This is a genomic window from Amycolatopsis sp. lyj-109 (assembly GCF_046548995.1).
In the GTDB taxonomy this organism is placed as follows: Bacteria; Actinomycetota; Actinomycetes; order Mycobacteriales; family Pseudonocardiaceae; genus Amycolatopsis.
Window position 1 is genome coordinate 17197 of sequence record NZ_JAJPWR010000041.1, and the last position, 26684, is coordinate 43880.

Genomic DNA, 26684 nt, shown 5'->3' on the forward strand with positions numbered 1-26684 from the left:
AAACCCTGGCTGATGCGCACAGCCCGGTTCGTCGTCTGGGCGGACCAGAAACTGCACAAGGCGTTCGGCGGCCGGGTGAGCCTCGTGGCGCTCGCCGGGCTGCCGTCGCTGCGGCTCACCACGACGGGCCGCAAGAGCGGGCTGCCCCGCAGTACCAACCTGCTCTACCACCCGCGCGGCGGCGACTTCGTGCTGACGGCGTCGAACTGGGGCCGTCCGCACGACCCGGCGTGGGCGCTCAACCTGCGCACGAACCCGAAGTGCCAGGTCGCGCTGGCCGGAAAGCCGGTCGACGTCGTCGCGCGGGAGCTGCACGGCGAGGAGTACGAGCGGATGTGGGCCGAGTTGCTCGCCTTCTGGCCGGGGTATGCGATGGAGCAGCGCGAGGCCGCCCGGCCGTTGCCGGTTTTCCTCCTGACGCGGGTGGCCCGATAGGTTCCGACCATCCGTTCGGCCGGTGCCGGGATTCACCGGTTTGTGCCAGTCTCACCCGGGTAACGCGCCGTGACGTCGTGACCGCGCGGCGGAGCGCGTGACCTAGGGAGGGACGTCTTGCCGAGATCTGCACAAGGCCGGATGCGGTCGTTCGCACTGGTGGGGGCGCTCGTGGCCGGCGTGGGACTGGCCGGGCCGGCCGGGACCGCCGCCGCGGCCGAGGACGCCGCGATCAAGCCCGCCGTCGTCGGCGCGACCCCGGCCGTCGCCTGGGGTACCTGCGCGAGCGACGTCCTCGCCGGCGTGCCCGCGGACCAGGTCCCGTTCTACAGCTGCGCGCGCTACCGCGTGCCGATCGACCACGACAACGCTTCGCTGGGGACCATCGACATCGCGCTGCTCAAGCGCGCCGCCCGCACGCCCGACAAGCGCGTCGGGTCGCTGTTCCTCAACCCGGGCGGTCCCGGTGGCCCGGGCTTGACCATGCCGATCGCCGGCCAGGCGATCTTCCGGCCGCAGGTCCTCGACCGCTTCGACCTCATCGGCTTCGACCCGCGCGGGGTCGGCGCCAGCAACCCGCTGCGCTGCTTCACCACCCAGGAGGACGCGGACGAGGTCTTCGGTTCCGTGGTCGGTGTGCCGCTGTCGCGCGCCGAAATCTCGGGCACCCTGGCCGGCTACCGCGACTACGGCCGGTTCTGCAAGAACAACGCCGGTTCGCTGCTGAACCACATGTCCACCAAGGACGTCGTGCGCGACCTCGACACGCTGCGCGCGGCGGTCGGCGACCGGAAGCTGACCTACGTCGGCTTCTCCTACGGGACGCTGATCGGCTCGACGTACACATCGATGTTCCCGAAGCAGTCGCGGGCGATCGTGATCGACGGCAACGTCGACCCGGCGCTGCGCACCAGCGACGGCGTGCAGTACGACCGCGAGCGCGCGCAGGGCTTCGAAATCGCGCTGGACGCGTTCCTGAAGCGCTGCGACCAGGTGGGCGCGAAGTGTGCGTTCAGCGACGGCGACCCGCGGGCGAAGTTCGACGAGCTGCGGGAATACCTGCGCAAGCAGCCGATCACCATCCCCGGCGCCGGCCCGCTCGACATCAGCATGTTCACCGGCACCGTGGGGAGCTTCCTCTACAGCCCGGGGGCGTTCGGCGGCCTGGCCGAATTCCTGCAGGCGCGCTACACCGCGATCCACCCGTCCGCGCAGGCGCAGGCCCCGCAGCCGCGGCCGCTGAAGGCGCCCGCCATCGGTCATCGGGGCCTGGCCGACCTGAGGCCGGACAGCCCGTACACCAGCGACGACTCGTACTTCGCCGTCAACTGCGCGGACAAGCCGTTCCGGATCAGGCAGGAGCAGGCGCCGGACATCGCCGCGAAGTGGGAGCGCGAGTCGCGGACCTTCGGCCGGTCGCAGGCGTTCTCGGACACGGCCGCCTGCCCGGTGTGGCCGGCGAAGAAGCCGGACGCCTACCGCGGCCCGTGGCGCGCCAAGACCGACGTCCCGGTGGTCGTGGTCGGCAACTACTACGACCCGGCGACGCAGTACAAGTTCGCCCAGCGGATGGCGGCCGAACTCGGCAACGCGCGACTACTCTCGGTCGACGCGTTCGGCCACTGCATCCTGGGTGACGCCCTCGGCGTCGACCAGGCCGTGGCCGACTACCTGACCGACCTGAAGGTGCCGGCGAACGGGCAGGTGTTCCAGCCGAACGTCCAGCCCTTCGGAGTGTGAACCCGGTCCCGCGGCCCTTCCCCGGGCCGCGGGACCGGCTACCCTGGCGACGTTGATCATCGACGAACACGGGAAGCGAGGTGAGCGGCACATGCCAGCGGACAGTCCACGGACGGCCGGGCACGCGCTCACCGGAGGTTTCCGGCGGGGCTGAGTCCGCACCGCCCCCTGTCCGGCAGTGCGCGCACGCCGGAAAAGAGCCGGATCATGACCATTTTTCGAAATGATGCTGCCGAAATGCTGCTGCGCGTGGGCGCCGGCGTCGGCCTGGGCGCCGTCATCGGGGTCGAGCGCCAGTTCCGCGCCCGAATGGCCGGGCTGCGCACCAACGCCCTCGTCGCGGTCGGCGCGACACTGTTCGTGCTGCTGTCGGCCCACGGCTTCGGCGGGCTGGCGGCGAGCGGCGACGCCGACCCGACCCGGGTGGCGGCCCAGATCGTCTCGGGCATCGGGTTCCTCGGCGCCGGGGTCATCATGCGCGATGGCCTCAACGTCCGCGGCCTCAACACGGCCGCGACGTTGTGGTGCTCGGCCGCGGTGGGCGCCCTCGCCGGGGCGGGCCTGTACGCGATCGCGGCGGCCGGGACCGCCGTCGTGGTCGGGGTGAACGTGGTGCTGCGCCCCCTCGGCCGGGTCGTCGACCGCCGGCCCGACGCGGGCGACGAGACGCCGACCCGGTACGCGTTCCAGGCCGTCACGCGCGACTCGACGGAAGCCCACGTGCGGGCGTTGCTCGTGCAGTCCTTGACCCGCACGGACTTCCGGCTGCTCTCGGTGCTGAGCACCGACCGCGAGGACCGCACGGTGGAGGTACGGGCGGAGCTGGTCGGCGACCAGCGCGACGACGCCCAGATGGAGGCGGCGGTGTCGCGGCTTTCGCTCGAGCCTTCGGTGTCCAGCGTCCGCTGGGAGGCGGTGCCCGCGTAGCGAGAAGGCCTCCCCGCTCAACCGAGCGGGGAGGCCTTCGGGGAACCGCGAAACCCTTACGCCTGCGTCATCTTCCGCAGCACGTACTGCAGGATGCCGCCGTTGCGGTAGTAATCCGCCTCGCCCGGGGTGTCGATGCGGACGTCCGCGTCGAACTCCACCTTCGTCCCGTCCGCCTTGGTCGCCGTGACGTGCACCGTGCGCGGCGTCGAACCGTCGTTGAGCGCCGTGATACCCGCGATGTCGAACGTCTCGGTGCCGTCGAGGCCGAGCGACGAGGCCGACTCGCCCGCCGGGAACTGCAGCGGGATGACGCCCATGCCGATCAGGTTGGAGCGGTGGATGCGCTCGAACGACTCGGTGATGACCGCGCGGACGCCCAGCAGCGAGGTGCCCTTGGCCGCCCAGTCACGCGAGGAACCCGAGCCGTACTCCTTGCCACCCAGCACGACCAGCGGGGTGCCGGCGGCGGCGTAGTTCTGCGCGGCGTCGTAGATGAACGCCTGCGGCGCGCCCTCGACGGTGAAGTCGCGGGTGTAGCCGCCCTGCACGTCGTCCAGGAGCTGGTTGCGCAGCCGGATGTTCGCGAACGTGCCGCGGATCATCACCTCGTGGTTGCCGCGCCGGGAGCCGTAGGAGTTGAAGTCCTTCTTGTCCACGTTGTGCTCGGTGAGGTACTGCGCGGCCGGGGTGCCCGGCTTGATCGCCCCGGCGGGGGAGATGTGGTCGGTGGTGACCGAGTCGCCCAGCTTCGCCAGCACGCGCGCGCCGGAGATGTCGGTGACCGCGGCCGGCTCCGGCGTCATGCCCTCGAAGTACGGGGGCTTCCGGACGTAGGTGGACTCGGCGTCCCACTCGAAGGTCTTGCCCTCCGGGGTGGGCAGCGACTTCCAGCGCTCGCCGCCGTCGAAGACGTCGGCGTAGTCCTTGGTGAACATCTCCTGCGTGATCGCGTAGTCGATGGTCTCCTGGATCTCCTGCGCGGTCGGCCAGATGTCCTTGAGGAAGACGTCGGTGCCGTGCTCGTCCTGGCCCAGCGGCTGGTTCGCGAAGTCGAAGTCCATCGTGCCGGCCAGCGCGTAGGCGATGACCAGCGGCGGCGACGCGAGGTAGTTCATCTTCACGTCGGGGTTGATCCGGCCTTCGAAGTTCCGGTTGCCCGAGAGCACCGAGACCGCGGTGAGGTCGTTCTCCTGGATGGCGGCGGAGATCTCGTCCGAGAGCGGGCCGGAGTTGCCGATGCAGGTGGTGCAGCCGTAGCCGACCAGGTGGTAGCCCAGCTTCTCCAGGTACGGCCACAGGTTGGCCTTGGTGTAGTAGTCGGTGACGACCTGCGAGCCCGGCGCCATCGACGTCTTCACCCACGGCTTGACCGCGAGGCCCTTGTCGACGGCGTTGCGCGCGAGCAGCGCGGCGCCGAGCATGACCGACGGGTTCGAGGTGTTGGTGCACGAGGTGATCGAGGCGATCACCACGGCGCCGTGGTCGAGGACGAACTCGCCGCGGTCGGAGGTCGAGACCTTGACCGGCTTGCTCGGGCGGCCCGACGCGCCGTTCGCGGCGGAACTGGTGACCGGCGCGGCGTCGTCCTCGGCGAACGACAGCGACGGGGCGTCGCTGGCCGGGAAGGACTCCTCCGAGGCCTCGTCCATCTTGGTGTGCGGCGTGGTGTCCTCGCCGTCCACGTAGTCGTGGATCGACTTGCGGAACGCCGACTTCGCGTCCGACAGCTCGATGCGGTCCTGCGGGCGCTTCGGGCCGGCGATCGACGGGACGACCGTCGAGAGGTCCAGCTCGAGGTATTCGGAGTAGGCCGCCTCGCGCGTCGCGTCGTGCCAGAGGCCCTGCTCCTTGGCGTAGGCCTCGACCAGCGCGACCTGCTCGGCCGAGCGGCCGGTCAGCTTGAGGTAGCGGACGGTCTCCTCGTCGATCGGGAAGATCGCGGCGGTCGAGCCGAACTCCGGGCTCATGTTGCCGATCGTGGCGCGGTTGGCCAGTGGCACCGCGGCCACGCTCTCGCCGTAGAACTCGACGAACTTGCCGACCACGCCGTGGCGGCGCAGCATCTCGGTGATGGTGAGCACGACGTCGGTGGCGGTGACGCCGGCCGGGATCTCGCCGGTCAGCTTGAAGCCGACGACACGCGGGATGAGCATCGACACCGGCTGGCCCAGCATGGCCGCCTCGGCCTCGATGCCGCCGACGCCCCAGCCCAGCACGCCCAGGCCGTTGACCATGGTGGTGTGCGAGTCGGTGCCGACGCAGGAGTCGGGGTAGGCCTGGCCACCCCGGGACATGACGGTGCGGGCGAGGTGCTCGATGTTGACCTGGTGCACGATGCCGGTGCCCGGCGGGACGACCTTGAACTCGTCGAAGGCGCCCTGGCCCCAGCGCAGGAACTGGTAGCGCTCGCGGTTGCGCTCGTACTCGATCTCGACGTTGCGCTCGAAGGCGTCCGGGCGGCCGAAGACGTCGATGATCACCGAGTGGTCGATGACCAGCTCGGCCGGGGCCAGCGGGTTGACCTTGTCCGGGTCGCCGCCCAGGTCGGTGACCGCTTCGCGCATGGTGGCGAGGTCGACGACGCACGGGACGCCGGTGAAGTCCTGCATGATCACGCGGGCCGGCGTGAACTGGATCTCGATCGACGGGTCGGCGTTGGGGTCCCAGGAGCCGAGCGCGCGGATGTGGTCGGCGGTGATGTTCGCGCCGTCCTCGGTCCGCAGCAGGTTCTCGAGCAGGATCTTCAGGCTGTAGGGCAGCCGCTCGGCGCCCTCGACCTTGTTCAGGCGGAACACCTCGTACGAGGCGTCGCCGACCTTCAGCGTGTCTTTGGCGCCGAAGCTGTCCTTGCTGGCGGGTGAGGTCACGTCTAACTCCAGTGGCGGGGACGCCGCTCCATCGCGGCAGGGGAGTCCCGGGTCAGTTCGGTCGGTTCGGTGGGGCGAGTCTTGCGCACCCCCACCGTAGGACCGGATGCGGGATGGCACACCTCGCGGTGGTTCAAACAGTACGCGTGTCCTGTTTAGGGTTCAAGGTGACACGCGGTGTGGGCTGCGTCATCTGAGCAGCCGACACCGCGGGGGTCCCTCAATGAGGGGAATTGGTGCCTACGTTGTGTAAGTTTCCGCTGATGCTTGTGATAGTGATGTGACTGCAGTGACACGCGGTGTGGGCTGGTGAGCGGAGGTGTCGGTCTTGAGTGGACGGTGCGGAGGTCCGCGGGTGCCGCGCGTCCGCCGGGGACTCAGCGTGAGCACGCTCACGCTGGTGATCTTGTTCGGCGCCGGCGGCACGGGCCTCGCGGCGCCCCCGCCGCCCCCCAATCCCAGCGACTCCGAGATCCAGGCGGGCAAATCCGACGCGAACGCGAAAGCCGGTGAGGTCGGCCGGCTGACCAACCAGCTGGCCCAGGCCGAGCAGAAGCTGACGCAGCTGCAGGACGACGTCGAGCTCAAGCAGGAACAGGCCAACAAGGCCCTGGTCGACCTGCAGACCGCGCAGGACGACGCGGCGCAGGCGGAGAACGACGCGAAGGCGGCGCGCACCGAGGCGGACGCGGCCTCGGCGGCGATCGAGAAGGCCCGGGCGGACCTCAGGACGTTCGCCGCCGCGAGCTTCCAGCAGGGCAGCACGGTCGGCTCGCTCTCGGCGTACCTGAGCGCGGACAGCCCCAAGGACATGCTCGCCCGCGCGCAGCTGCTCGACGCCGTCGGCGGCAACCGGCTCAACGCCCTCGACCGGCTCCAGCAGGCGCAGACCGAGAAGTCCAACAAGGACGCCGCCGCTCGCAAGGCGGCCGAGATCGCCCAGCAGAAGCAGGACGCGGCCCGCCGGGCGAAGAGCAGCGCCGACGCCGCGCAGACCACCGCCGAGCGGGCCCAGGACGGCCAAGCCGCCCAGAACGCTCAGCTGGAGAAGAACAAGACCGACGTCGAGCAGCAGCTCTACACCGCCCAGGCCAAGGTCAGCGGCCTGCAGGGGCAGCGGCAGCGCTACCAGGACTGGCTCGCCCAGAAGCAGCGAGAAGACGAGGAACGCGCCCGCCAGGCCGCGCTGGCCGCGGCCGGGGGCGGTGGCCGTCCCGCGGGTCGCCCGGCGCCGTCGGGCCCGGCCGGCTCGTCGGTCGAGGCGGTGATCGCGCGGGCGCTGTCCAAGCTCGGCATGCCGTACGCGTGGGGCGGCGGCAACACGAGCGGCCCGACCCGCGGCATCCGCGACGGCGGCGTCGCCGACCGCTACGGCGACTACAACAAGATCGGCTTCGACTGCTCCGGCCTGATGATCTTCGCCTTCGCCGGGATCCGCTCGCTGCCGCACTACAGCGGCTACCAGTACTCGTCGGGCCGGCAGGTGCCGCTGTCCCAGATGCGCCGCGGCGACCTGCTGTTCTGGGGCGGCCCCGGCGGCATCCACCACGTCGCGCTCTACCTCGGCGGCGGGCAGATGGTCGAGGCGCCCCAGTCCGGCCTGCGGGTCCGGATCGCCCCGGTGCGCTACGGCGGGATCATGCCGTACGCGACGCGGCTGGTCGGCTGAAACCCGTTCGACGCCGCCCGCCGCCGGGGCCCAGAATCGCCCCGGTGGACGACGAACTGAACCTGCTGCGGCGCTCGCGGATGTGCTGGAACACGCCCCTGTCCGAGACGCACGCCGAGCTGCTGCTCGACCGGATGGACCTGACCGGTGGGCACCTCGTCGACCTCGGCTGCGGCTGGGGCAAGTTGTTGCTGCAGGCGCTCGGCCGGGCCCGGGACCTGCGCGGGACCGGCGTCGACACCGACGAGGGGGCGCTGGCCCGTGCCCGCGCGGCCACTCTCGACCGGGGCCTCGGCTCGCGGGTGGACTGGGTCGAGGCGGACGCCGCCGACTGGGCCGATCCCGCCGAGCGGGCCTTCTGCATCGGCGCCGCCCACATCTTCGGCTCGACGAAGGAGGCGCTCGAGCGCCTCGCGCGGGTGGTGCCGTCCGGCCGGCTGCTCTACGGCGACGGCTTCTGGGCGGCTCCGCCAGGGCCGGCGGCTCTCGAGATCTTCGGCCCGGACCTGCTGACCCTGCCGGAGCTGCTCGACGCCGCGGACGCCGCCGGCTGGCGCGTGCTGCACGTCAGCACCGCCGACCAGCTGGAATGGGACGACTTCGAGTCGACGTCGCGCGCGGCCTGGGAGGAGTGGCTGGCCGGCCACCGGGACGATCCGCGGGCCGGGGAGGTCCGGGAGTGGCTCGACCGGCGGTTGCGCGAATACGTCCGGGACTACCGGGGCGTGCTGGGCTTCACCTACCTCGTGCTGGGCCGCTAGGGTGCCCCGGTGCGCTACGCGGGGATCGTGGTGGCCGGTGGCTCGGCCCGCCGGCTGTCCGGTGTGGACAAGCCGGCGTTGACGGTGGGCGGGAAACCGTTGCTGGCCCGCGCGATCCACGCCCTGGCCGGCGCCGAGCGGGTGATCGCGGTCGGCCCGCGGCGCCCCGGCTTCGACGTGGTGTGGACCCGCGAACCGGTGCCGGGCACCGGACCGGTGGCGGCCCTGGCGGCGGGCCTGGCGTTCGTGCCCGACGACGTCGAGGCGGTCGTGGTGCTGGCCGCCGACCTGCCGGGCGTCCGCCGGTCCACAGTAGACAGACTGGTCGCGGCCATCGGCGACGGCGAGGGAGCGGTCCTGGTGGACGGCGCGGGGGAGCGGCAGTGGCTGCTGGGCGCCTGGCGGCTCGCGCCATTGCGGGCGGCGGTGCCGGAGCAGGCGGAGAACGCGGCCCTGCGCCGGGTCCTGGGCGGGCTGGCGGTGGCCGAAATCCCGGCGGAACGGGGCGAAGCGGACGACATCGACACGCCCGAGGACCTCGAGCGCCACCGCTGACCCGCCTTTGCAGCGGGGGAGCCCGGTGTCTTGAATGACTCATTCAGCCAGGACCTCGGACGACGCTGTTGGCGAATTCGGATTCATGCCGACCGGAGCGGCCAACACGGCGACCGGAGCGGCCAACATGCCCGGGTGCTCCGGTGAGTTGGCCGCTCCGGCTGGTGAGTTGGCCACAGAACCGGACTCAGCACACCGCCCGAATTCGCCAACAGCGTCCGCGTCGTGACCCCGAGCTTCGCGTAGATGTGCTCCAGGTGGGTCGACACGGTCTTGCGCGAGACGGTCAGCGCGGCCGCGATCTCGGCGTTGGACAGCCCGCGCGCCAGCTGGACCAGGACCTCCGTCTCCCGTGCGGTCAGCCCGGACCGGCCGGGCAGGGGGCGGCGCACCCGCCGTCCGGCCGCGGCCAGCACGGCCTCGACCGCCTGGCCGTCGAGACGTCCGGCGCGGGCTTCCTCCGCCAGCACCTCCGCGGCGGCCGACGCGGGCCGGGCCGCGCGATGCGGGCGGGACTCGCCCAGTGCGTGGTAGACGTCCGCGGCCGCGAGGACCCGCGAGGGCATGGCCAGTGCGTCGCCGGAGAGACCGTGGGGGTAGCCCGAGCCGTCGAGCCGTTCGTGGTGCTGCGCCGCGCACCGCGCCACCGGCGCCAGCGCCGGCACCCGCGCCAGCATCCGCTCGGTCAGGTACGGGTGGGTCCGGGCCCGTTCGCGCTGGGACCGGGACCACGGCTTCGGCGCGTTCCACACCGCGCTCGGCACGCCGATCATCCCGATGTCGTGCACCCACCCCGCCCGGCGCACCACGGCGACGTCCGCCTCGGCCAGGCCGAGCCGGGCCGCCGCGGCCGCCGCGAGCCCGGCGACGCCGCGGGAGTGCCCGAGCCGGTGCGGCGACTTAAGGTCCGCGAAGTCGGCGAACGCCTGCAGGGCCCGGTCGAGCTCCTCGTCGGGAAGCCGCTCGCCGAGCCGCGGGTCGAGCGCGATCACCTCGTCCCAGGCCCGGACGTCCTCGAGGCCGGCGAGCACGGTGGCGTGCCGGTCGAGGAAGCAGTCCACCAGCCGCGGGTCGAACTGGGTGCCCCGGCGTTCGCGGGCGACCGCGAGCGCGCCCACGACGCCCCGCGGTGTGGTGGAAGGCCTCGACGTGGTCGGCGAGCTGCACCAGCCGCGTCGCCAGGGCGAGCTCGTCGCCGCCGGCCAGGCCCGGCACCCCGCGGCCGTCCCAGCGCTCGAACGCCTGCAGCAGCGGGCGGCAGACGTCGTCGCCGAGCCGCAGCCGGTCCGCGAGTTCGCTGGCGCCCTGGCAGTGCGCCTGCATCACCCGCTGTACCGGCTTCCCGGCCGTGGCGAGGAACTTGCCCACCAGGCCGGCCCGCCACAGCCGCGAGCTGCCGCCGCCGAGGTGCCGCGCGATGAACATCGCCATCGTGACCCCGGCCAGGTCTTCGTCGTGGGTGTCGGCGTAGAGCTGCGTCTCGTCCCCGAACAGCTCGGCCAGCTCGCTCGTGTCCGCCGCACAGCCGATCCAGGTCAGCAGCGACGTGTAGCAGGCCGCGGCCCGGATCCCGGGCTCGACGCCGGCCGCGTCGGCCAGCCGCAGCGTGATCACCGTCTGGCGCAGGACCCGCTCCATCGGGCGGCCCATGCCGAGGTCGGCCACCAGCGACAGGGTGGCGACCAGCTCGGCGAGCCTGACACGGGTCACCTCCGCATCCTCGCCCAGCCCGGGCCCCCTGTCAGTTCGAGGTGCACAGTCAGTTCGAGGGCACAGTCAGTTCGAGGTGCACAGTCAGTTCGAGGTGCGCCGCCGGGGGGCTTCACAGGTGCCACACCGCTGACCGTGTTGGCTGATCGTGGGCCCAGTGCGTCCGTCCGCGTGCCGGATGAGACGGACGACCGGGGGCGCAGTACGGTCGCACCGCGTGATCACCGTCGCGGGGGCGGCGCACGAGATTTCGAGGAGGCAGAGTGACCGAGCCCGGCTACGCCGAGGGCGGGAACGGGCAGCAGCCCGGGACGCCGGCCCGGGACGCCCAGTTGCTGGAGCGGACCGTGTTCGAGGTCAAGCGGATCATCGTCGGCCAGGACCGCCTGGTCGAGCGGATGCTGGTCGGCCTGCTGGCCAAGGGCCACCTGCTCCTCGAAGGCGTGCCCGGCGTGGCGAAGACCCTCGCCGTCGAGACGTTCGCGCGGGTCGTCGGGGGCTCGTTCTCGCGCGTGCAGTTCACCCCCGACCTGGTGCCCGCCGACATCCTCGGCACCCGGATCTACCGTCAGGGCGCCGAGCGCTTCGACGTCGAGCTCGGCCCGGTCGTGGCGAACTTCGTGCTCGCCGACGAGATCAACCGTGCGCCCGCCAAGGTCCAGTCGGCGATGCTCGAGGTGATGGCCGAGCGGCACGTGTCGATCGGCGGGCAGACGTTCCCGATGCCCGACCCCTTCCTCGTGCTCGCCACGCAGAACCCGATCGAGAACGAGGGTGTGTACCCGCTGCCGGAAGCCCAGCGCGACCGGTTCCTGTTCAAGATCGTCGTCGAGTACCCCTCCGCCGAGGAGGAACGCGAGATCATCTACCGGATGGGCGTCACCCCGCCCACCCCGCACGAGGTGCTCAGCCCGGGCGAGCTGGTCCGGCTGCAGGGCGTCGCGGCGCAGGTGTTCGTGCACCACGCGCTGGTCGACTACGTCGTGCGGCTGGTGCTGACCACCCGGACGCCGAACGAGCACGGCCTCGCCGACGTCGCCGGCTGGGTCTCCTACGGCGCTTCGCCGCGGGCGAGCCTCGGCATCATCGCCGCCGCGCGGGCGCTGGCCCTGGTCCGCGGCCGCGACTACGTGCTGCCGCAGGACGTCGTCGACGTCGTGCCGGACGTGCTGCGTCACCGGCTCGTGCTGTCCTACGACGCGCTGGCCGACGGCGTGCCGATCGACCACATCATCACGCGCGTGCTGCAGACCGTGCCGCTGCCGCAGGTCTCGGCCCGGCCACAGGGCGGGACGGGCCAGGGCGGCCCGGTCCCGGCGGGCGCGCCGGTCAGGTAACCCGGCGATGGCGAAGAAAGAGGACGGCGTCCGCCCTTCGTGGGCGCCGCCGGTGCTGCGCGGCGACCGGCTGGAAGCGGGGCTCCGGACGCTGGAGCTCGACGTCCGCCGCCGGCTCGACGGGCTGCTGCAGGGCAACCACCTCGGCCTGGTGCCCGGGCCGGGGTCCGAGCCCGGCGAGGCGCGCCCGTACCAGCCCGGCGACGACGTCCGCCGGATGGACTGGGCGGTCACCGCCCGCACCACGACCCCGCACATCCGCGAGACCGTGGCCGACCGCGAGCTGGAGACGTGGGTGGTCGCCGACCTTTCGGCGAGCCTCGACTTCGGCACCGCGCTGTGCGAGAAGCGCGACCTGGTGGTCTGCGCCGTCGCGGCGGTCGCCCACCTCACCGGAGGCGGCGGCAACCGGATCGGCGCGCTGGTCTCCACCGGCGCCGACACGGTCCGCATCCCGGCCCGCGGCGGTCTCGCGCACGCCCGCGGGCTGGTGCGCAAGCTCGCCGAGACACCGCGCGCGGCCGAGGGCACCCGGGGCGACTTCGCCCAGGCCCTCGAAGCGCTGCGGCGCCCGCCGCGCCGGCGTGGGCTCGCGGTGGTGATCTCCGACTTCCTGGGCGACACGTCCTGGGAGCGGCCGCTGCGGGCGCTGGGCGGGCGCCACGAACTGATCGCGATCGAAGTCCTCGACCCGCGCGACATCGACCTGCCCGAGGTGGGCACCGTCGTGCTGGCCGACCCGGAGACAGGGAAACAGCGGGAAGTGCACGCTTCGGCCTTGCTGCGCAAGGAGTTCGGGGCCGCGGCCCACGCCCACCGCCAGCGCGTGGCGGCCGGTCTGCGGCGCGCGGGTGCGGCCCACCTGACGCTGCGCACCGACGCCGACTGGATCGCCGACATGGTGCGGTTCGTCGTCGCCCGCAAGCGCCGCTGGTCGGGGGGTGTGGCGTGAGTTTGACGGGGTTCGCGTCACCCTGGTGGTTCCTGCTGCTGATCGCGGTGGCCGCGGTCGCCGTCGGGTACGTGCTCGCCCAGCGGGCGCGCCGGAAGCGGACCATGCGGTTCGCCAACCTGGACCTGCTCGATAAGGTCGCGCCGAAGAGCCAGGGCTGGGTCCGGCACCTGCCGGCGGTGCTGATCGTGCTGTCGCTGCTGCTGCTCACCGTGGCGCTCGCCGGGCCGACTGCCGAGCAGAAGGTGCCGCGCAATCGGGCGACCGTGATGCTGGTGATCGACGTGTCGCTGTCCATGGAGGCCACCGACGTGCTCCCGACGCGGCTGCAGGCGGCCCAGGAGGCGGCGACGAGCTTCGCGCGGAACATGACGCCGGGGATCAACCTGGGGCTGATCTCGTTCGCGGGCACGGCGACCGTGCTGGTCAACCCGACCACCGACCGCAACGGCGTGATCAAGGCGATCGAGAACCTGAAGCTGGCCCAGTCGACGGCGACCGGTGAGGGCATCTTCGCGGCGCTGCAGTCGGTGGAGAGCTTCTCGAGCGTCGTCGGCGGGGCCGACGGGCCACCGCCGGCGCGGATCGTGCTGATGTCGGACGGGAAGCAGACCGTCCCGGAGGATCTCTACGCGGCGCGCGGCGGGTACACCGCGGCGCAGGCGGCGAAGCAGGCCGCGGTGCCGATCTCGTCGATTTCCTTCGGCACCACCCACGGTTCGGTCGACATCGACGGCAAGGCCCAGCCGGTCAGCGTGGACGACGAGTCCCTGCGCGAAATCGCCCGGCTGTCCGGCGGCGACTTCTACAAGGCGGCCAGCGCCGAGGAGCTGAAGAAGGTCTACGCCGACCTCGGCGAGCAGATCGGCTACGAGCTCAAGGACGCCGACGCGAGCAAACCGTGGGTGGTGGTGGGAACGGTGATCCTGATGCTGGGCGCCGCGGCCAGCCTCTTCTTCGGGCAGCGGCTCCCGTAGCGACCATGGGGGCACTTTCACGTGAAAGTGCCCCCATTTTTCAAGGGTGGCGGACGCCGTACAGGCTTCCGCCGAGCAGGGTCACCCCGGACAGCGTGCCGCTGAGGAACGGCACCCACTCCGCGGCGGTCCCGAGCAGGGCGAGCCCGACGACGCCGAGCGCGGTCAGGACCACGCCGACCACGAGGATCGAGCGGGCCTTCCACGCCGAGGCCAGTGCGACGAAGTGCAGGCCGACGACGGTCGCGATCCAGGCGACGTTGGCCTGGACGGGCGCCTCCAGCAGGCGCAGGACGAAGAACCCGGCGAAGAGGAGCACGACCTCGCCGAGCACGATGAACCGGTAGCTCGGGCCGAACATCGGCCGGCCTTCGAGTGTCGGCCGCCCGCCCGCGCGGACGCCGAGGACCACCACCGCCGCCAGGGCGAGCACGGCGAGGGCGCGCAGTATCCAGCCGAGTGCCGCGGGGAGTGGGTCACCGGAGTTGACCAGGACGAAGACCGTGCCGAACGCGGCGCCGATGAGCGCCCCCAGAAACTGCTGTCGCATCCGGCGAACCTACCGGAAGCCGGTTTGGGGCCAGGCTTCGTAGCCCGCTGCCGCGCTCTCCGGGGCGTGTCTCGATCGTCCATTGTGGAGTACCTGATCGTGTGACGATGTTCGAACAGGCGTTCGGGTAATGTGGGGGCATGGCCGAGACCGGGCACACCGCAGCGTGGCAGCTCTCCGACGAGGAGCTGGCCGCGGCTGTCTGCACGTCCGAGAAGGCCATGCGAGCCGCCTATGCCCGGCATCTGGATCTGGTGGCCGAGGCCGATCGGCGTGGGCTGGGGCCTGCTTCCGGGTGCCGGGACACCGCCGGGTTCCTGGTCGGGTCACAGCGGATCTCGTGGGAGGAGGCCCGCACGCAGGTGGCGATCGCGACGGCTGATCAGCCTGGGGTGCGGGCGGCGCTGGCAGCGGGGGAGATCGGCCGGGAGCAGGCCGTCGAGATCGTGAAGGTGCTGCGCCAGGCCCGCCCGCTCTCGGGGCTGATCAGGTCGCCCTGGACGAGGCGACGCTGGTGGAGCTGGCGCGGCAGGCGATCCCGTCGACTGTGCGCAAGGCCGGGCAGCGTCTCCTGGCCTATGGGGACCTCGAAGACAAGGCACCCCGGGTCCTTGAGGAGCAGCTGGCCCGCCCGCGACGGGAGTTCCGCTACACCTGGACACGTGATGGCCGGATGAAGTTCTCCGGCGAGTTCGATGCCGAAACCGGGCAGCTGGCGGAGGAACTGTTCGTGCCGCCGGCCAAGCCGGACCCGGCCGACGAGCTCGGCGGCCCCGACCCTCGCACCGCCACCGAGCGCCAAGGTGATGCAGTGGCGGCGATCTTCGACCTCGCGGCGCGGGCGGAGGGTTTGCCGGTGCGGGCGGGGGAACGTGCGGTCGCGACGGTGACCGTCCCCTACGCGGACCTGCTCCGCGAAAGCGGGCAGGTCACCCTTGACGACGGCCGAACCCTGCCCGTCTCGCACCTTCGCCGGCTGCTGTGCGATGCGCGGATCTACCCGGCGGTGCTCGGTGGTGAGGGGCAGGTTCTGGATCTGGGACGGTCGGCCCGCACGGCCACCCCGGCGCAGCGGCGGGCCCTGGCGATCCGGGACCGGGGCTGCACCCGGCCGGGGTGTCCGCGGGGGCCGAAATGGACCACACCGCATCACGTGATCTTCTGGGCAACCCAGGGCGGGGAAACCACCATCAACGATCTCGCCCTGGTTTGCGAACGGTGTCATCAGCTGATTCACCACGGCGGCTGGGATATCCGGATCCGCCGCGGGGTGGTGTCGTGGATTCCCCCGGCTTGGCTGGATCCGCGGCGAAGACCGGTGCGCAACACCGCCCACGACCCGCCACACCGCCAAGCGGCTTGACCCGCCGTGACGGCCGAGGCAAAGTCCGCCGGTGGCGGGGTCAGGCTTCCGGGATCGCGAAGCCGTTCTGGCGCCAGGCCTCGTAGACCGTGATCGCCGCGGTGTTGGCGAGGTTGAGCGACCGGTTGGACGGCCGCATCGGCAGCCGCAAGCGGTCGGTCACCTCGGGCGCTTCCTGGACCGCGGCGGGCAATCCCACCGACTCCGGGCCGAACATCAGGACGTCGCCCGGGGTGTAGGCGACATCGGTGTACAGCCGCGTCGCCGAGGCGGTGAAGGCGTAGACCTTGGCCGGGAGCAGGGCGTGCCACGCCGTTTCGAGGTCGGCGTGGACGTGGACGCGCGCCAGGTCGTGGTAGTCGAGCCCGGCTCGCCGCAGCTGCTTGTCCTCCAGGGTGAAGCCGAGTGGCTCGACCAGGTGCAGTGCGCAGCCGGTGTTGGCGGCCAGGCGGATCGCGTTGCCGGTGTTGGGCGGGATTTCGGGGTGGTAGAAGAGAATGCGGAACACGGGCTCAGCCTCCGAGCAGGGCCGCGTAGACCTTGCGCACCGCTTCGGGCGGCGCCTGCGGCCGCAGCGTGTCCGGCTCGATGAACACGTACCGGATGGTCGCGGTGGCGACCAGGGTTTCGCCGCGGTGGATCTCGAAGTCGAAGATCAGCGACGTCGTCCCGAGGTGGTTCAGGTACTGGGCGACGAGCAGGTCGTCGTCGTAGCGGGCGGGGGAGCGGAACTTGACGTTCGCTTCCGCGACCACCACATCGGCGCCGTGCGCGAGCATCTCCTGGTGCGAGCCGAACAGGGCCTTCTCCGCCTCGAACGAGCACATGTCCACATAGGCCAGGTAGTGGGCGTTGAAGACGATGCCCTGCCCGTCGCACTCCTGGTAGCGCACGCGCAGCGGCATCTCGGCGATCGGGCGGCGAGGTGCGGTCACGCGCTCAATCTAGTTCCCGATCCGGCCAAAAGCAGGCCGACCCCCCGCGCGGCACGTAAGCGTTGCTACGAAGCCATTCGGCCGTGACCGTGGCCGGATCGGGAACAGCGGCACAGTCAGCCGTGCAGCGCTCGGTACGCGGCCGCCGCGCCTGGCTGCAGCGGCACCGGCTGCGTCCCGATCAGCGTTCGCACGTCGAGGAACTGCGTCCCCACGGCCTCGGCGGGCACCAGCGCCGTTGCGCGCTCGACGAGCAGCCGGACCACGGCTTCGGCGACGTCGTCGGGCAGGGACGGTGCGCACACCAAGAGGTTGGCCACGCCGATCGTGCTCAGCGCGCCCACCCCGCGGTACGCGCCGTCGGGGACCTGGACCTGGTCGTAGACCGGGCCGTACGCCGCGCGCAGGGGCGGCACCACCGAATCCAGCGGCAGCAGCGCGATCGGCGTCGTGCGGGTGAGCTCCGCGAGCTTCGGCGTCGGGACGCCGCCCGACCACAGCATCGCGTCGATGCGGCGGCCGGCCAGCGCGCGGACCGCGTCGTCGAACAGCAGGTGGCGGGCGTCCACCGCGACGCCCGCCACGGCGAACAGGCGCTCGCCGAGCTGGGCCGCTCCGGAGCCGCCCGCGCCCAGGGACACCGCGCGGCCGGCGAGGTCGGCCAGGCGGCGTACCGGCCCGTCCGCCCGCACGACCAGCTGCAGGTAGTTCTCATACACCCGGCCGAGCGCGCGCAGCGGCACCTTCCCGGCGAACGGCGGGCCCCCGGCGAGCGCGGTCTGGGCGACGTCGGCGAGCACCAGCCCGAGGTCGGCCTGCCCTCGCTGCACGAGGCCGACGTTGGCGACGCTCGCCTCGGTCGGCACGGCGGTGGCGTGCAGCCGCGGTTCCGCGCGGTTCAGCTCGGCCGAGAGCAACTCGGCGAAGGCCAGGTAGAACCCGCCGCGCTCGCCGGCCGCGATGGTGAGCGGGCGTTCCGGGCCGCCGTAGCCGGCCGTCGAACAGCCGGCCGTCGAACAGCCGGCCAGGGCCAGGCCGAGGCCGCCGAGCAGGGCCGTGCGGCGGGTGAGCGTCATCCCGGCACCTCCTGCAGCGGCAGCGTGACGCGGACTTCGAGGCCGTGCGGGTGCGCCTGCCGCAGTGCGAGGACGCCGCCGCGGGTGCGCACCTGCTGGTGGGCGATGGCCAGGCCGAGGCCGGTGCCGCGTGGCGCGCCGTCGCCACCCGCGCGCCAGAACCGTTCGGTCGCCCGTGCTCTGTCCTCTTCGGACAGTCCCGGTCCGTCGTCGGTGACGACGAGGGTCGCGGTTTCCGTGCCGCTTTCCCAATCGGCGGTGATCTTCGCGCCGCGGCCGGCGTAGTGGACGGCGTTGTCGAGCAGGACGTCGAGGATCTGCGCGAGCTCGCCTTCCGGGCAGCGCACGGTCACCGGCTCGTCGTGACCCGGCGGCGGGACGATCGCCGCACCGGCGTCCTCGGCGGCCGGGCGCCAGGCGTCGACGCGTTCGGCGAGCACGGACGCCAGGTCGCATGCCTCGCCGGTGCCCCCGGCCGCGACGCGGGTCGCGGTGCTCTCGGCCAGCGCGAGCGCGAGCAGGCCGTCCAGGAGCTTCTCCAGGCGCTCGACCTCGGCGACGGTCGCGCGGTAGGTGGAATCGTCGCCCTCGATGCGCCCGGCCAGGGAATCGACGCGCAGGCGCAGCGCGGCCATCGGGTTCCGCAGCTGGTGCGAGGCGTCGGCGACCAGCCGGTGCTGCTGCTCGGCGGCTTCGAGCACGGCCTCGGACATCCGGTTGACCTCGGCGGCCAGTGATCGCAGCTCGCGCGGCCCGGTGCGTTCCGGGACGTGCGCGCGGTGCCCGCCGGCCACGGCCAGCACCCCGGTCTCGAGCTCGTGCAGCGGCCGCACCATCCACCGGGCCAGCACCACGGCGAGCAGCACGAACACCATCGCGACCAGCACCGCGCCGGCCCCGATGGTGCCCCACCGGGTGGCGACGTCCGCGGCGGCCGCCGCCACCGACGCACGCAGCACGACCACCCCGGACACGCGCGTGCCGGTGCCGACCGGGCGGGCGAAGTAGGCCGGTTCGGCCGACCACGGGTCCAGCCGGTCCGTCCGCGGCGCGGGTTCGTTGCGCATGGTCGCTTCCACCAGCGTGCGCACCGCCGGGTCGCCCGCGGTCAGGCCGCCCGTCTGCACCAGCGGGAGCCGCCGGGCGTCGACGATGACGACGCCTTCGCCGTACAGCTGGGCGTAGCGCTCCGCGTCGGCCGCGAGGGCCGCGGGGTCGCGGGTGTCGACGGCCTGCTGGGCGAGCACGACGAACCGGTCGACGTCGGCGGTGCGGGAGATGACCAGCTGCTGGGTGCGCTGCTCGGCGGTGGCGGTCAGCAGCGGCACGGCGAACGCGGCGACCACCGCGAGGGCGAGGGCGACCAGGACCACCAGCAGCCGGGTGCGCACGGGTCAGTCCCGGCCGAGCCGGTAGCCGAAGCCGCGGATGGTGGTGAGCAGGCCCGGCCGGTCGAGCTTGGCGCGCAGCCCGGTCAGGTGGACGTCGAGCGAGCGCGACACCGCGAGGTACGCGTCGCCCCAGACCTCGTCCATCAGCTGCTGGCGGCTGACGGCCGTGCCGGGGCGCGCGGCGAGCACGGCCAGGATCTCGAACTCCTTGGTGGTGAGCCCGACGTCGTGCCCGGCGACGAGGACGCGGCGGGCGGCGAGGTCGATCTCGACGTCTTCGACGTGCACGACGTCCCCGGCCGGGGTGGCCCGGGCCACCGCGCGCCGCACGACGGCGTCCATCCGGGCCAGCAGCTCGGCGAGCCGGACCGGTTTGGTGAGGTAGTCGTCGGCGCCGAGCCGCAGCCCGCGCACGACCGAGCGTTCGTCGCCTCGGGCGGTCAGCACGATGACGGGGACCGGCGAGACGGCCCGGATCTTGCGGAGCACGTCGAGGCCGTCCAGGTCGGGCAAGCCCAGGTCGAGCAGGACGAGGTCGGCGGCGCGGTGGTGGTGCAGCGCGTCGGCCCCGCGGGCGACACTGGTGACCGGATGGCCGCGCGCGTGCAGCGACTCGGCGAGCGCGCCGGCCACACCCGCGTCGTCTTCGACGAGGAGCACGCGCACGGCCATCCCCCTGTCAGTGTCGATCCAGCTCAGTGGTGGTGATCTTCCCTACGTTGTTCCAGCTCGGAGGTCTTCGAGGTTTCCCGCATTGTGCCGTAGACGATCAGGGACACCAGGACACAGCCCGCGACGTACCAGAAGAACACCGTCTCGTGCCCGGCGCTCTTCAGCGCCTGCGCGATCAGCTCGGCGGTGCCGCCGAAGATCGCCACGGTCAGCGCGTAGGGCAGCCCGACGCCGAGGGCGCGGATCTTCGTCGGGAACAGCTCGGCCTTCACGATGGCGTTGATCGAGGTGTACCCGGCCACGACGACGAGGCCGGCCAGCACGAGGAAGAACGCGCCGACGGGGTTGCGGGTCGAGCCCATCAGCGTCATCAGCGGGACGGTGAGCAGCGTGCCGCCGATGCCGAAGAACAGCAGCAGCGGCCGGCGGCCGATCCGGTCGGACAGGCGCCCGAACACCGGCTGCAGGACGGCGGCGACCAGGATCGCGCAGAACAGCACGATGGTGACCTGCCGCCGGGGGACGTGCGCGGTGTTCTCCAGGAACTTCTGGCTGTAGGTGGCGAAGGTGTAGAAGGCGACGGTGCCGCCGAGGGTCAGGCCGACGACGAGCGCGATCTCCTTGGGGTACTTGGCCAGCGCGCGCAGGGTGCCGCGCTCGCCCTTGCTTTCGCCGGCTTCGCGCTGGTAGCTCTCGGATTCGTCCATGCCCCGCCGCAGCCACATGACGGTGAGCGCGGCGAGCGTGCCGACGCCGAACGCGATCCGCCAGCCCCACGACGTCAGCTGCTGCTCGGTGAGCAGCGCCTGCAGGATCAGCTGGAGCCCGAGCGCCAGCAGCTGCCCGCCGTAGAGCGTCACGTACTGGAAGCTCGAGTAGAAGCCGCGCTTGCCGGGAGTGGCCACTTCGGACAGGTAGGTCGCCGAGGTGGAGTACTCGCCGCCGACCGACAGGCCCTGGATCAGCCGGGCGATGAGCAGCAGGATCGGCGCGGCGATCCCGATCGTGTGGTAGCTCGGCGTGACGGCGATGAGCAGCGAGCCGCCCGCCATCAGCGTCACCGACAGCACGAGTGCGTTGCGGCGGCCGAACCGGTCGGCGAACCGGCCGAGCATCCACCCGCCCAGCGGCCGCATGAGGAACCCGACGGCGAACACGGCCGCGGTTCCCAGGAACGCGGCCGTGGTGTCGGACGTGGGGAAGAAGGACTTGGCGAAGTAGGTGGTGAACGCCGCGTAGGCGTACCAGTCGTACCACTCGACCAAGTTGCCGATCGAGCCGCGCAGCACGTTGCCGATCACGCGCTTTTCGCTGACGGTCGCCGGGGTGGCACCGCTGAGCCGGGTTGTCATCGTCGACCTCCTGTGTTGCGACTCACGGTGACCAACCGGCGGGGGAGCGGCAAGGCAGGGAGGCAGTTCCTAACACGTGCTTAGGACGGTCGTGGCTCATCGGTCGGGACGGCGCAGGCCAGCCACACCAGCGCCCCGCCGGCCACGACGTGCACGCCACTGGTGACCGGGGTGTCCGGCAGCCGCGACGCGACCGCCAGCACGGGCAGCGCCACGAGGTACGCCACCGCCGGGACGCGGGGGTGGATCCCGGCTCGCAGCAGGGACACCCCGAACAGCGCCGCGCCGGTGGCGAAGACCAGCGCGCTGCCCAGCAGGGCCACCCTGGTCGGGCCGTGCAGCAGTTCCCTGACCACCGCGTCGTCGAGGAAGAACAAGGCCAGGTTCAGGGTGAACGCCGCGCCGCCGAAGAGGCCGAGGCCGACCGCGTTCACCGTGTAGGCGACGGCGCCGAACGCGCCGGCCGCCGTGGCCTGCCGCAGGTGGAGCACGGTCAGCAGCGGGATGGCGAACGCCGGGGACAGGCCGAGCACGAAGCTCGTCGGCGCGGTTTCGCCGGTGAACGCCTCGATCAGGCCGGGCACGGCGATGGCGAGGCCGGCGAGCACACCGCACCAGGCACCCAGTCGGGTCAGCATGGGGAATCTCCCTTGGGACGTAAGAGTTTCCCCGAACGGTAGGAACCGCGACCGGCACGCGGGAAGTGCCGGCCGGCCAGTGACCGCGTGGCCACCCGGCACGTGCCGTTCGGTCGAAGCCGGGTCCCGGCGGCGGCGAACGGCCGTAGGCTCGGGTGATGGTGACGCGGATCGTGCCGTGGGTTTCCAGTGCCGTGTACGGGATCGTGCTGCTGGCCGGGTGGTACTACGTGCTCGCCGGCCTCGGCCCGGCGAACGCGGCACGGCTCGCCGGCTTCGTCGCCGGGATCGGTGCGTTGTTCGTGCTGGAGGCGGTCGAGCGGCGGGTGGCTCGCATGCCCGTCGCGTTCCTCGCCGGGCGGCTGGCGCTGTTCTTCGCGGTCGCGGCGCTGGACGAGTCGGGGCTGTCGCGGGTGCTGTTCGTGCTGGTGCCGTTCGTCGCGTACCTCACGTTCGGCCGTGGGGCCGGGCTCGTGCTCGGCGGGCTCTGCCTCGCGGTGCTCGTCTGCGGGTTCACGGCGTGGGTGCCCGGCTGGTACCGGGACACCGAGTCCGTGTCCGACGTGCTCATGTTCACGACCGGACTGGTGCTGGCCCTCGCGATGGCCGACGTCGCGGTCCGGGAACGCCGGGCAGCGTCGCGGGTCGCGGAGCTTTCCGCCGCGGCCGAACGCAACCGGGTGGCCCGCGACATCCACGACAGCCTCGGCCACCACCTGACCACCGTCTCCATCCAGCTCGAGAAGGTGGCCGCGTTCGCCGAACGGGACCCGGACGTCGCCGGCCAGGCGCTGGCCGACGCGCGCCGCTCGGTGAGACACGCGCTGGAGGACGTCCGGACCTCGGTCAGCACGCTGCGGGCCGGCCGGCGTTCCCTGGTCGACGTGCTCAGCGAACTGGGTGTGGCGCTCGATGTGCACGGCGAGGAACCCGACCTGGACCACGCGACGGTCACCACGCTCCACCGGGCCGCGCAGGAGGCGGTCACGAACGCACGCCGGCACGGCGAGGCCGGTCAGGTGCGGGTTTCGGTCACCTTCGGCGCCGTCACCAGGCTGGTCGTCACCGACGACGGCCGCGGCTTCGACACCGGCGAGCCCCGGTCCGGGTTCGGCCTGCTCGGCCTGCGAGAACGCGCTGCGCTCGTGGGTGGCGCCGTGACGGTGGACAGCGAGCCGGGCACGGGCACCAAGGTCACGGTGACCGTGCCGTGAGCGTCCGGGTGCTCGTGGTCGACGATCAGCGGCTGGTCCGCGAGGGCATCGCGTCCCTGCTGGGCATCCAGCCGGGGATCTCGGTGGTCGGCATGGCGGCCACCGGCCGGGAGGCGATCGAACAGACCCTGGCGCTCGGCCCGGACGTGGTGCTGATGGACGTGCGGATGCCGGAGATGGACGGCGTCGACGCGGTCGCCGTGCTGCGCCGCCGCGCCCCGGGCTGCCGCGTGGTGATGCTGACGACGTTCGACGACGAAGAGTATGTCGTGCAGGCGCTGCGGGCCGGTGCGGCCGGCTATCTGCTGAAGGACCTCCCGGCCGCGGAACTGGCCGAATCGGTCCGGCTGGCGCACGCCGGCGTCACCCAGCTCGATCAGACGGCGGCCCGGCACGTCGCCGCGGCGCTGTCGGCACCCCCGGCTCCCACGGAGGCCCTGACCAGCCGGGAGACGGAGGTGCTGCGGATGGTCGCGACCGGGGCGACGAACCGGGAGATCGCGTCGAGGCTGTTCCTCAGCGAGGGCACGGTGAAGAACCACATCTCCCGCATTCTCGGCCGCCTCGGCCTGCGCGACCGCACACAGGCGGCCGTCTACGCCCGCGACCGGGGCCTCATCTGAGCCTGTGTTGCGACTCACGGTGACCAACCGGCCGGTAACCACCAAGGTCGGGAGGCAGTTCCCGACACGCGCTCAGGACGGTCGCGGCGAGCCCGGGCGCGGGTGCGCGACCCGGCGGCGCTGCCGATAACCTCGTGCGCGTCAGCCGCGCAGGAGTTCACGAAGAGGGAGAACACAGTGGGACGGTCGGTTCTGGTCACCGGGGGCAACCGGGGCATCGGTCTGGCGATCGCCCGGGACCTCGCCGAGCAGGGGCACCGGGTCGCCGTCACGCACCGTGGTTCGGGGGCGCCCGATGGTCTCTTCGGGGTCCAGGCGGACGTCACCGACACCGAGCAGGTCGACGCCGCGTTCAAGCTCGTCGAGGAGCACCAGGGGCCGGTCGAGGTGCTCGTCTCCAACGCCGGGCTGACCGATGACACGCTGCTGATGCGGATGAGCGACGAGCAGTTCGAGCGGGTCATCAACGCCAACCTCACCGGCGCCTACCGCGTTGCCAAGCGGGCGTCGCGCGGCATGCTGCGCGGCAAGTGGGGCCGGTTCGTCTTCATCTCCTCCGTCGTCGGGCTCTCCGGCTCGGCCGGGCAGGCCAACTACGCCGCCTCGAAGGCCGGCCTGGTCGGGTTCGCGCGGTCGCTGGCCCGCGAGCTCGGCTCGCGCAACATCACCTCGAACGTCGTCGCGCCCGGGTTCGTGCACACCGACATGACCGACGAGCTGCCCGAGGCGCGCAAGAAGGAAATCCTCGCGCAGGTGCCCTCCGGCCGGTACGCCGAGCCGTCGGAGATCGCCGCCGCGGTGCGGTACCTGGCCTCCGAGGAAGCCGGCTACGTCAACGGGGCCGTGCTGCCCGTCGACGGCGGCCTCGGCCTCGGCCACTGACCTTTCACACCCCGAACAAGACTTGGAGGACCCGTGCCCGGACTGCTCGAAGGCAAGCGCCTGCTGATCACCGGCATCATCACCGACGCGTCGCTCGCCTTCCACGCGGCCAAGATCGCGCAGCAGGAGGGCGCGAAGGTGGTCTTGACCGGCTTCGGCCGCATGTCGCTGGTCGAGCGCATCGCGAAGCGGCTGCCCGAAGAGGCGCCCGTGATCGAACTGGACGTCACCAACCAGGAGCACCTGGACGGTCTCGCCGACAAGGTCCGCGAGCACGTCGACGGCCTCGACGGCGTACTGCACTCGATCGGCTTCGCCCCGCAGACCTGCCTCGGCGCGCCGTTCCTCGACGCGCCCGCCGAGGACGTCAAGACGGCGATCGAGATCTCGACGTACTCGTACATGTCCCTGGCGAAGGCGTGCCTGCCGCTGATGGGCCGCGGCGCGTCGTACGTCGGCATGGACTTCGACGCGCGGGTCGCGTGGCCGGTCTACAACTGGATGGGCGTCGCGAAGGCCGGGCTCGAATCGGTCAACCGGTACCTGGCCAAGGAGCTGGGGCCGCAGGGGATCCGCGTCAACCTGATCAGCGCGGGCCCGATGAAGACGATGGCCGCGAAGTCCATCCCGGGCTTCGTCGACCTGGAGGACGGCTGGGGCGAGCGCGCGCCGCTCGGCTGGGACAGCACCGACCCGGACCCGGTGGCGAAGAGCGTCTGCGCGGTCCTGTCGGACTGGCTCCCCGCCACCACCGGCTCGATGATCATGGTCGACGGCGGGGTCCACTTCCTCGGCGTCTGAGCCTCACGCGGCCAGGAGCTCACGGTCGTCGTTCCGCTGGACGGCGGCGGCGACCGTGAGCGCGGCCAGCGTGGCCACACCGAGGGCGATGCCGGTCCAGGCGACGCTCGGGAAGCCGAGCCCGGCGCCGATCGCGACGCCGCCCAGCCACGGTCCGACGGTGTTGCCGACGTTGAACGCCGCCGTCGTGCTCGCCCCCGTGAGCGTCGGCGCGTCGCCGGAGACCTGGTAGGCGCGCACGTTCAGCGCCGGGTTGGCGCCGAACCCGGCGACACCGAAGAGCACCACGGCCGCGACGGCGACGAGTGTGTCGGTGGTGAGGGCTAACACGAGCAGGGCCGCCAGCGCGAGGCCGATGCTGCCGTACAGCGTGGCGAACGGCCGCCGGTCGGCGAGCCGGCCGCCCGCCGTGATCCCGATCAGCGCGCCGGCGCCGAACAGCGCGAGGACACCCGGCACCCATTCGACGGGGAGGCCGTCGGTCTCGGTCAGCAGGGGCGCGAAGTAGCTGAACGCGGCGAAGACCATGGCCTGGCACAGGGCGATCACGCCGAGCGTGAGCCACACGCGGCCGCGCCGGTACAGCCGCAGTTCGCCGCGGATGCCGCCGGTGCCGCCGGTCGTCTCCGGCACGAATGCCGCGACGCCGCCCGCCGCGAGCAGGGTCACGACGGCGACCGCCCAGAACGCCGTCCGCCACCCGGCGTGCTGGCCGAGGAACGTCCCGGCGGGCACTCCGGCGATATTGGCCACGGTGAGCCCGCCGACCAGCACCGCCATCGCCCGGCCCCGCCGGTCGACGGGCACGAGCGCGATCGTGGTCGCCGCCGCGACGGCCCAGAACCCCGCACAGGCGAGCGCCGCCACCACCCGCGTCGCGAACAGGAGCGCGTACCCCTCCGCGAGGGCGCCGACGACGTGCGCCACGACGAACACGGCGAGCATCGCCAGGAGGGTTCGGCGGCGGGGGAGGCGCAGGGTGCCGATCGCCAGCAGCGGCGCCCCGACGACCATGCCGATCGCGAAGGCGGAGATGAGCAGCCCGGTGTCGGGGATGCTCACGCCGAGGTCGGCGGCCATCCCGGGGAGCAGGCCGGTGATCATGAACTCGGACGTGCCCAGCGCGAAGACGCTGAGCCCGAGGACGAAGACGGCCAGTGGCACGGGACCTCCTTGGTCGGGTATCGATCGTTGTTGTGTATCGATCAGTTCAAAACGGGTGCAGCGCTCCGGCGGCTCGATCCGGATGCGGGG

General features: G+C 72.2%; 26 protein-coding genes. 14 read left to right on the top strand and 12 right to left on the bottom strand.

Features of this window, described 5'->3' with window-relative positions; translation table 11 throughout:
• The first annotated feature begins 12 nt into the window (after window positions 1-12).
• The 3 genes from ACLJQF_RS46235 to ACLJQF_RS46245 all read left to right on the top strand — a co-directional run bounded on the left by ACLJQF_RS46235 (window position 13) and on the right by ACLJQF_RS46245 (window position 3102).
• Complete coding sequence (locus ACLJQF_RS46235) at window positions 13-435, top strand: nitroreductase family deazaflavin-dependent oxidoreductase (RefSeq protein ID WP_410616896.1); 423 nt, start codon at window positions 13-15, stop codon at window positions 433-435.
• A gap of 141 nt (window positions 436-576) precedes the next feature.
• The gene (locus tag ACLJQF_RS46240; RefSeq protein ID WP_410616823.1) at window positions 577-2175 is read left to right on the top strand and encodes an alpha/beta hydrolase; all 1599 of its coding nucleotides are present in this window, start codon (window positions 577-579) and stop codon (window positions 2173-2175) included.
• 207 nt (window positions 2176-2382) lie between these two features.
• Window positions 2383-3102, top strand: coding sequence for an MgtC/SapB family protein (locus tag ACLJQF_RS46245; protein ID WP_410616824.1), 720 nt, complete (start codon window positions 2383-2385; stop codon window positions 3100-3102).
• Window positions 3103-3158: 56 nt separating this feature from the next.
• On the opposite strand, the gene ACLJQF_RS46250 is transcribed toward ACLJQF_RS46245, so the two are convergent.
• Window positions 3159-5972, bottom strand: coding sequence for an aconitate hydratase (locus tag ACLJQF_RS46250; protein ID WP_410616825.1), 2814 nt, complete (start codon window positions 5970-5972; stop codon window positions 3159-3161).
• Window positions 5973-6327: 355 nt separating this feature from the next.
• On the opposite strand from ACLJQF_RS46250, the gene ACLJQF_RS46255 reads away from it, so the two are divergent.
• Genes ACLJQF_RS46255 through ACLJQF_RS46265 form a run of 3 tightly spaced genes read left to right on the top strand, consistent with a single transcriptional unit; the run spans window position 6328 to window position 8957 of the window.
• Complete coding sequence (locus ACLJQF_RS46255; protein ID WP_410616826.1) at window positions 6328-7641, top strand: NlpC/P60 family protein; 1314 nt, start codon at window positions 6328-6330, stop codon at window positions 7639-7641.
• A 44-nt stretch (window positions 7642-7685) separates the two neighbouring features.
• Window positions 7686-8402 (top strand): SAM-dependent methyltransferase, encoded by a 717-nt coding sequence (locus tag ACLJQF_RS46260; protein ID WP_410616827.1) that lies wholly within the window; start codon window positions 7686-7688, stop codon window positions 8400-8402.
• Window positions 8403-8411: 9 nt separating this feature from the next.
• Window positions 8412-8957, top strand: a complete 546-nt coding sequence (locus ACLJQF_RS46265; RefSeq protein ID WP_410616828.1) for a molybdenum cofactor guanylyltransferase — start codon at window positions 8412-8414, stop codon at window positions 8955-8957.
• 83 nt (window positions 8958-9040) lie between these two features.
• On the opposite strand, the gene ACLJQF_RS46270 is transcribed toward ACLJQF_RS46265, so the two are convergent.
• Together ACLJQF_RS46270 and ACLJQF_RS46275 are read right to left on the bottom strand one after the other, a co-directional pair.
• Complete coding sequence (locus ACLJQF_RS46270) at window positions 9041-9949, bottom strand: HD domain-containing phosphohydrolase (RefSeq protein WP_410616897.1); 909 nt, start codon at window positions 9947-9949, stop codon at window positions 9041-9043.
• The gene (locus tag ACLJQF_RS46275; RefSeq protein WP_410616830.1) at window positions 9858-10667 is read right to left on the bottom strand and encodes a hypothetical protein; all 810 of its coding nucleotides are present in this window, start codon (window positions 10665-10667) and stop codon (window positions 9858-9860) included. The genes ACLJQF_RS46270 and ACLJQF_RS46275 overlap by 92 nt, the downstream gene beginning before the upstream one ends.
• Window positions 10668-10930: 263 nt before the next feature.
• On the opposite strand from ACLJQF_RS46275, the gene ACLJQF_RS46280 reads away from it, so the two are divergent.
• From ACLJQF_RS46280 to ACLJQF_RS46290, 3 genes are read left to right on the top strand one after another with little or no spacing between them, the layout of a single operon-like run.
• Window positions 10931-12004 (top strand): AAA family ATPase, encoded by a 1074-nt coding sequence (locus ACLJQF_RS46280; RefSeq protein WP_410616832.1) that lies wholly within the window; start codon window positions 10931-10933, stop codon window positions 12002-12004.
• A gap of 7 nt (window positions 12005-12011) precedes the next feature.
• A complete protein-coding gene (locus ACLJQF_RS46285) occupies window positions 12012-12956 on the top strand; it encodes a DUF58 domain-containing protein (protein WP_410616833.1) in 945 nt (314 codons plus the stop codon).
• Window positions 12953-13933 (top strand): VWA domain-containing protein, encoded by a 981-nt coding sequence (locus ACLJQF_RS46290; protein WP_410616834.1) that lies wholly within the window; start codon window positions 12953-12955, stop codon window positions 13931-13933. The genes ACLJQF_RS46285 and ACLJQF_RS46290 overlap by 4 nt, the downstream gene beginning before the upstream one ends.
• Before the next feature lie 40 nt (window positions 13934-13973).
• Here ACLJQF_RS46290 and ACLJQF_RS46295 read toward each other — a convergent pair whose 3' ends face one another.
• Entirely contained in the window at window positions 13974-14483 is a 510-nt protein-coding gene (locus ACLJQF_RS46295; protein WP_410616835.1) for a hypothetical protein, read from the bottom strand.
• A gap of 514 nt (window positions 14484-14997) precedes the next feature.
• On the opposite strand from ACLJQF_RS46295, the gene ACLJQF_RS46300 reads away from it, so the two are divergent.
• Window positions 14998-15846, top strand: coding sequence for a DUF222 domain-containing protein (locus tag ACLJQF_RS46300; protein WP_410616836.1), 849 nt, complete (start codon window positions 14998-15000; stop codon window positions 15844-15846).
• Between the two features lie 40 nt (window positions 15847-15886).
• Here the strand turns inward: ACLJQF_RS46300 and ACLJQF_RS46305 are convergent, their stop codons facing one another.
• The 7 genes from ACLJQF_RS46305 to ACLJQF_RS46335 form a co-directional block, all read right to left on the bottom strand.
• The gene (locus ACLJQF_RS46305; protein WP_410616838.1) at window positions 15887-16354 is read right to left on the bottom strand and encodes a tRNA (cytidine(34)-2'-O)-methyltransferase; all 468 of its coding nucleotides are present in this window, start codon (window positions 16352-16354) and stop codon (window positions 15887-15889) included.
• A gap of 4 nt (window positions 16355-16358) precedes the next feature.
• A complete protein-coding gene (locus tag ACLJQF_RS46310) occupies window positions 16359-16781 on the bottom strand; it encodes an acyl-CoA thioesterase (protein ID WP_410616840.1) in 423 nt (140 codons plus the stop codon).
• A gap of 116 nt (window positions 16782-16897) precedes the next feature.
• Entirely contained in the window at window positions 16898-17857 is a 960-nt protein-coding gene (locus tag ACLJQF_RS46315; protein ID WP_410616842.1) for a TAXI family TRAP transporter solute-binding subunit, read from the bottom strand.
• Window positions 17854-19248, bottom strand: a complete 1395-nt coding sequence (locus ACLJQF_RS46320) for a sensor histidine kinase (RefSeq protein ID WP_410616844.1) — start codon at window positions 19246-19248, stop codon at window positions 17854-17856. Before ACLJQF_RS46320 ends, ACLJQF_RS46315 begins: the two co-directional genes overlap by 4 nt.
• Before the next feature lie 3 nt (window positions 19249-19251).
• Window positions 19252-19920: a response regulator transcription factor gene (locus ACLJQF_RS46325; RefSeq protein ID WP_410616846.1), complete on the bottom strand. Its 669-nt coding sequence runs from the start codon at window positions 19918-19920 to the stop codon at window positions 19252-19254.
• 23 nt (window positions 19921-19943) lie between these two features.
• A complete protein-coding gene (locus tag ACLJQF_RS46330) occupies window positions 19944-21272 on the bottom strand; it encodes an MFS transporter (protein ID WP_410616848.1) in 1329 nt (442 codons plus the stop codon).
• An 80-nt stretch (window positions 21273-21352) separates the two neighbouring features.
• Window positions 21353-21910 (bottom strand): hypothetical protein, encoded by a 558-nt coding sequence (locus ACLJQF_RS46335; RefSeq protein WP_410616850.1) that lies wholly within the window; start codon window positions 21908-21910, stop codon window positions 21353-21355.
• 158 nt (window positions 21911-22068) lie between these two features.
• Here ACLJQF_RS46335 and ACLJQF_RS46340 point away from each other — a divergent pair, with 158 nt between their 5' ends.
• The 4 genes from ACLJQF_RS46340 (at window position 22069) to fabI (ending at window position 25430) form a co-directional block, all read left to right on the top strand.
• On the top strand, window positions 22069-23124 hold the full coding sequence (locus ACLJQF_RS46340) for a sensor histidine kinase (protein ID WP_410616852.1): 1056 nt from the start codon (window positions 22069-22071) through the stop codon (window positions 23122-23124).
• Window positions 23121-23747, top strand: a complete 627-nt coding sequence (locus tag ACLJQF_RS46345; protein ID WP_410616854.1) for a response regulator — start codon at window positions 23121-23123, stop codon at window positions 23745-23747. Before ACLJQF_RS46340 ends, ACLJQF_RS46345 begins: the two co-directional genes overlap by 4 nt.
• 177 nt (window positions 23748-23924) lie before the next feature.
• Window positions 23925-24629, top strand: coding sequence for a 3-oxoacyl-ACP reductase FabG (fabG, locus tag ACLJQF_RS46350; RefSeq protein ID WP_410616855.1), 705 nt, complete (start codon window positions 23925-23927; stop codon window positions 24627-24629).
• Window positions 24630-24662: 33 nt separating this feature from the next.
• Complete coding sequence (gene fabI, locus ACLJQF_RS46355) at window positions 24663-25430, top strand: enoyl-ACP reductase FabI (RefSeq protein WP_410616856.1); 768 nt, start codon at window positions 24663-24665, stop codon at window positions 25428-25430.
• Between the two features lie 3 nt (window positions 25431-25433).
• On the opposite strand, the gene ACLJQF_RS46360 is transcribed toward fabI, so the two are convergent.
• Window positions 25434-26594 (bottom strand): Cmx/CmrA family chloramphenicol efflux MFS transporter, encoded by a 1161-nt coding sequence (locus tag ACLJQF_RS46360; RefSeq protein ID WP_410616857.1) that lies wholly within the window; start codon window positions 26592-26594, stop codon window positions 25434-25436.
• Between the last annotated feature and the right edge of the window lie 90 nt (window positions 26595-26684).

What these genes read in the sequence shown, in the direction of transcription:
- ACLJQF_RS46235 (WP_410616896.1), top strand. Translation starts at nt 13, where the DNA reads ATGCGCACAGCCCGGTTCGTCGTCTGGGCGGACCAGAAACTGCACAAG.
- ACLJQF_RS46240 (WP_410616823.1), top strand. Translation starts at nt 577, where the DNA reads ATGCGGTCGTTCGCACTGGTGGGGGCGCTCGTGGCCGGCGTGGGACTG.
- ACLJQF_RS46245 (WP_410616824.1), top strand. Translation starts at nt 2,383, where the DNA reads ATGACCATTTTTCGAAATGATGCTGCCGAAATGCTGCTGCGCGTGGGC.
- ACLJQF_RS46285 (WP_410616833.1), top strand. Translation starts at nt 12,012, where the DNA reads ATGGCGAAGAAAGAGGACGGCGTCCGCCCTTCGTGGGCGCCGCCGGTG.
- ACLJQF_RS46295 (WP_410616835.1), bottom strand. Translation starts at nt 14,483, where the DNA reads ATGCGACAGCAGTTTCTGGGGGCGCTCATCGGCGCCGCGTTCGGCACG.
- ACLJQF_RS46315 (WP_410616842.1), bottom strand. Translation starts at nt 17,857, where the DNA reads ATGACGCTCACCCGCCGCACGGCCCTGCTCGGCGGCCTCGGCCTGGCC.
- ACLJQF_RS46325 (WP_410616846.1), bottom strand. Translation starts at nt 19,920, where the DNA reads ATGGCCGTGCGCGTGCTCCTCGTCGAAGACGACGCGGGTGTGGCCGGC.
- ACLJQF_RS46330 (WP_410616848.1), bottom strand. Translation starts at nt 21,272, where the DNA reads ATGACAACCCGGCTCAGCGGTGCCACCCCGGCGACCGTCAGCGAAAAG.
- ACLJQF_RS46335 (WP_410616850.1), bottom strand. Translation starts at nt 21,910, where the DNA reads ATGCTGACCCGACTGGGTGCCTGGTGCGGTGTGCTCGCCGGCCTCGCC.
- ACLJQF_RS46340 (WP_410616852.1), top strand. Translation starts at nt 22,069, where the DNA reads ATGGTGACGCGGATCGTGCCGTGGGTTTCCAGTGCCGTGTACGGGATC.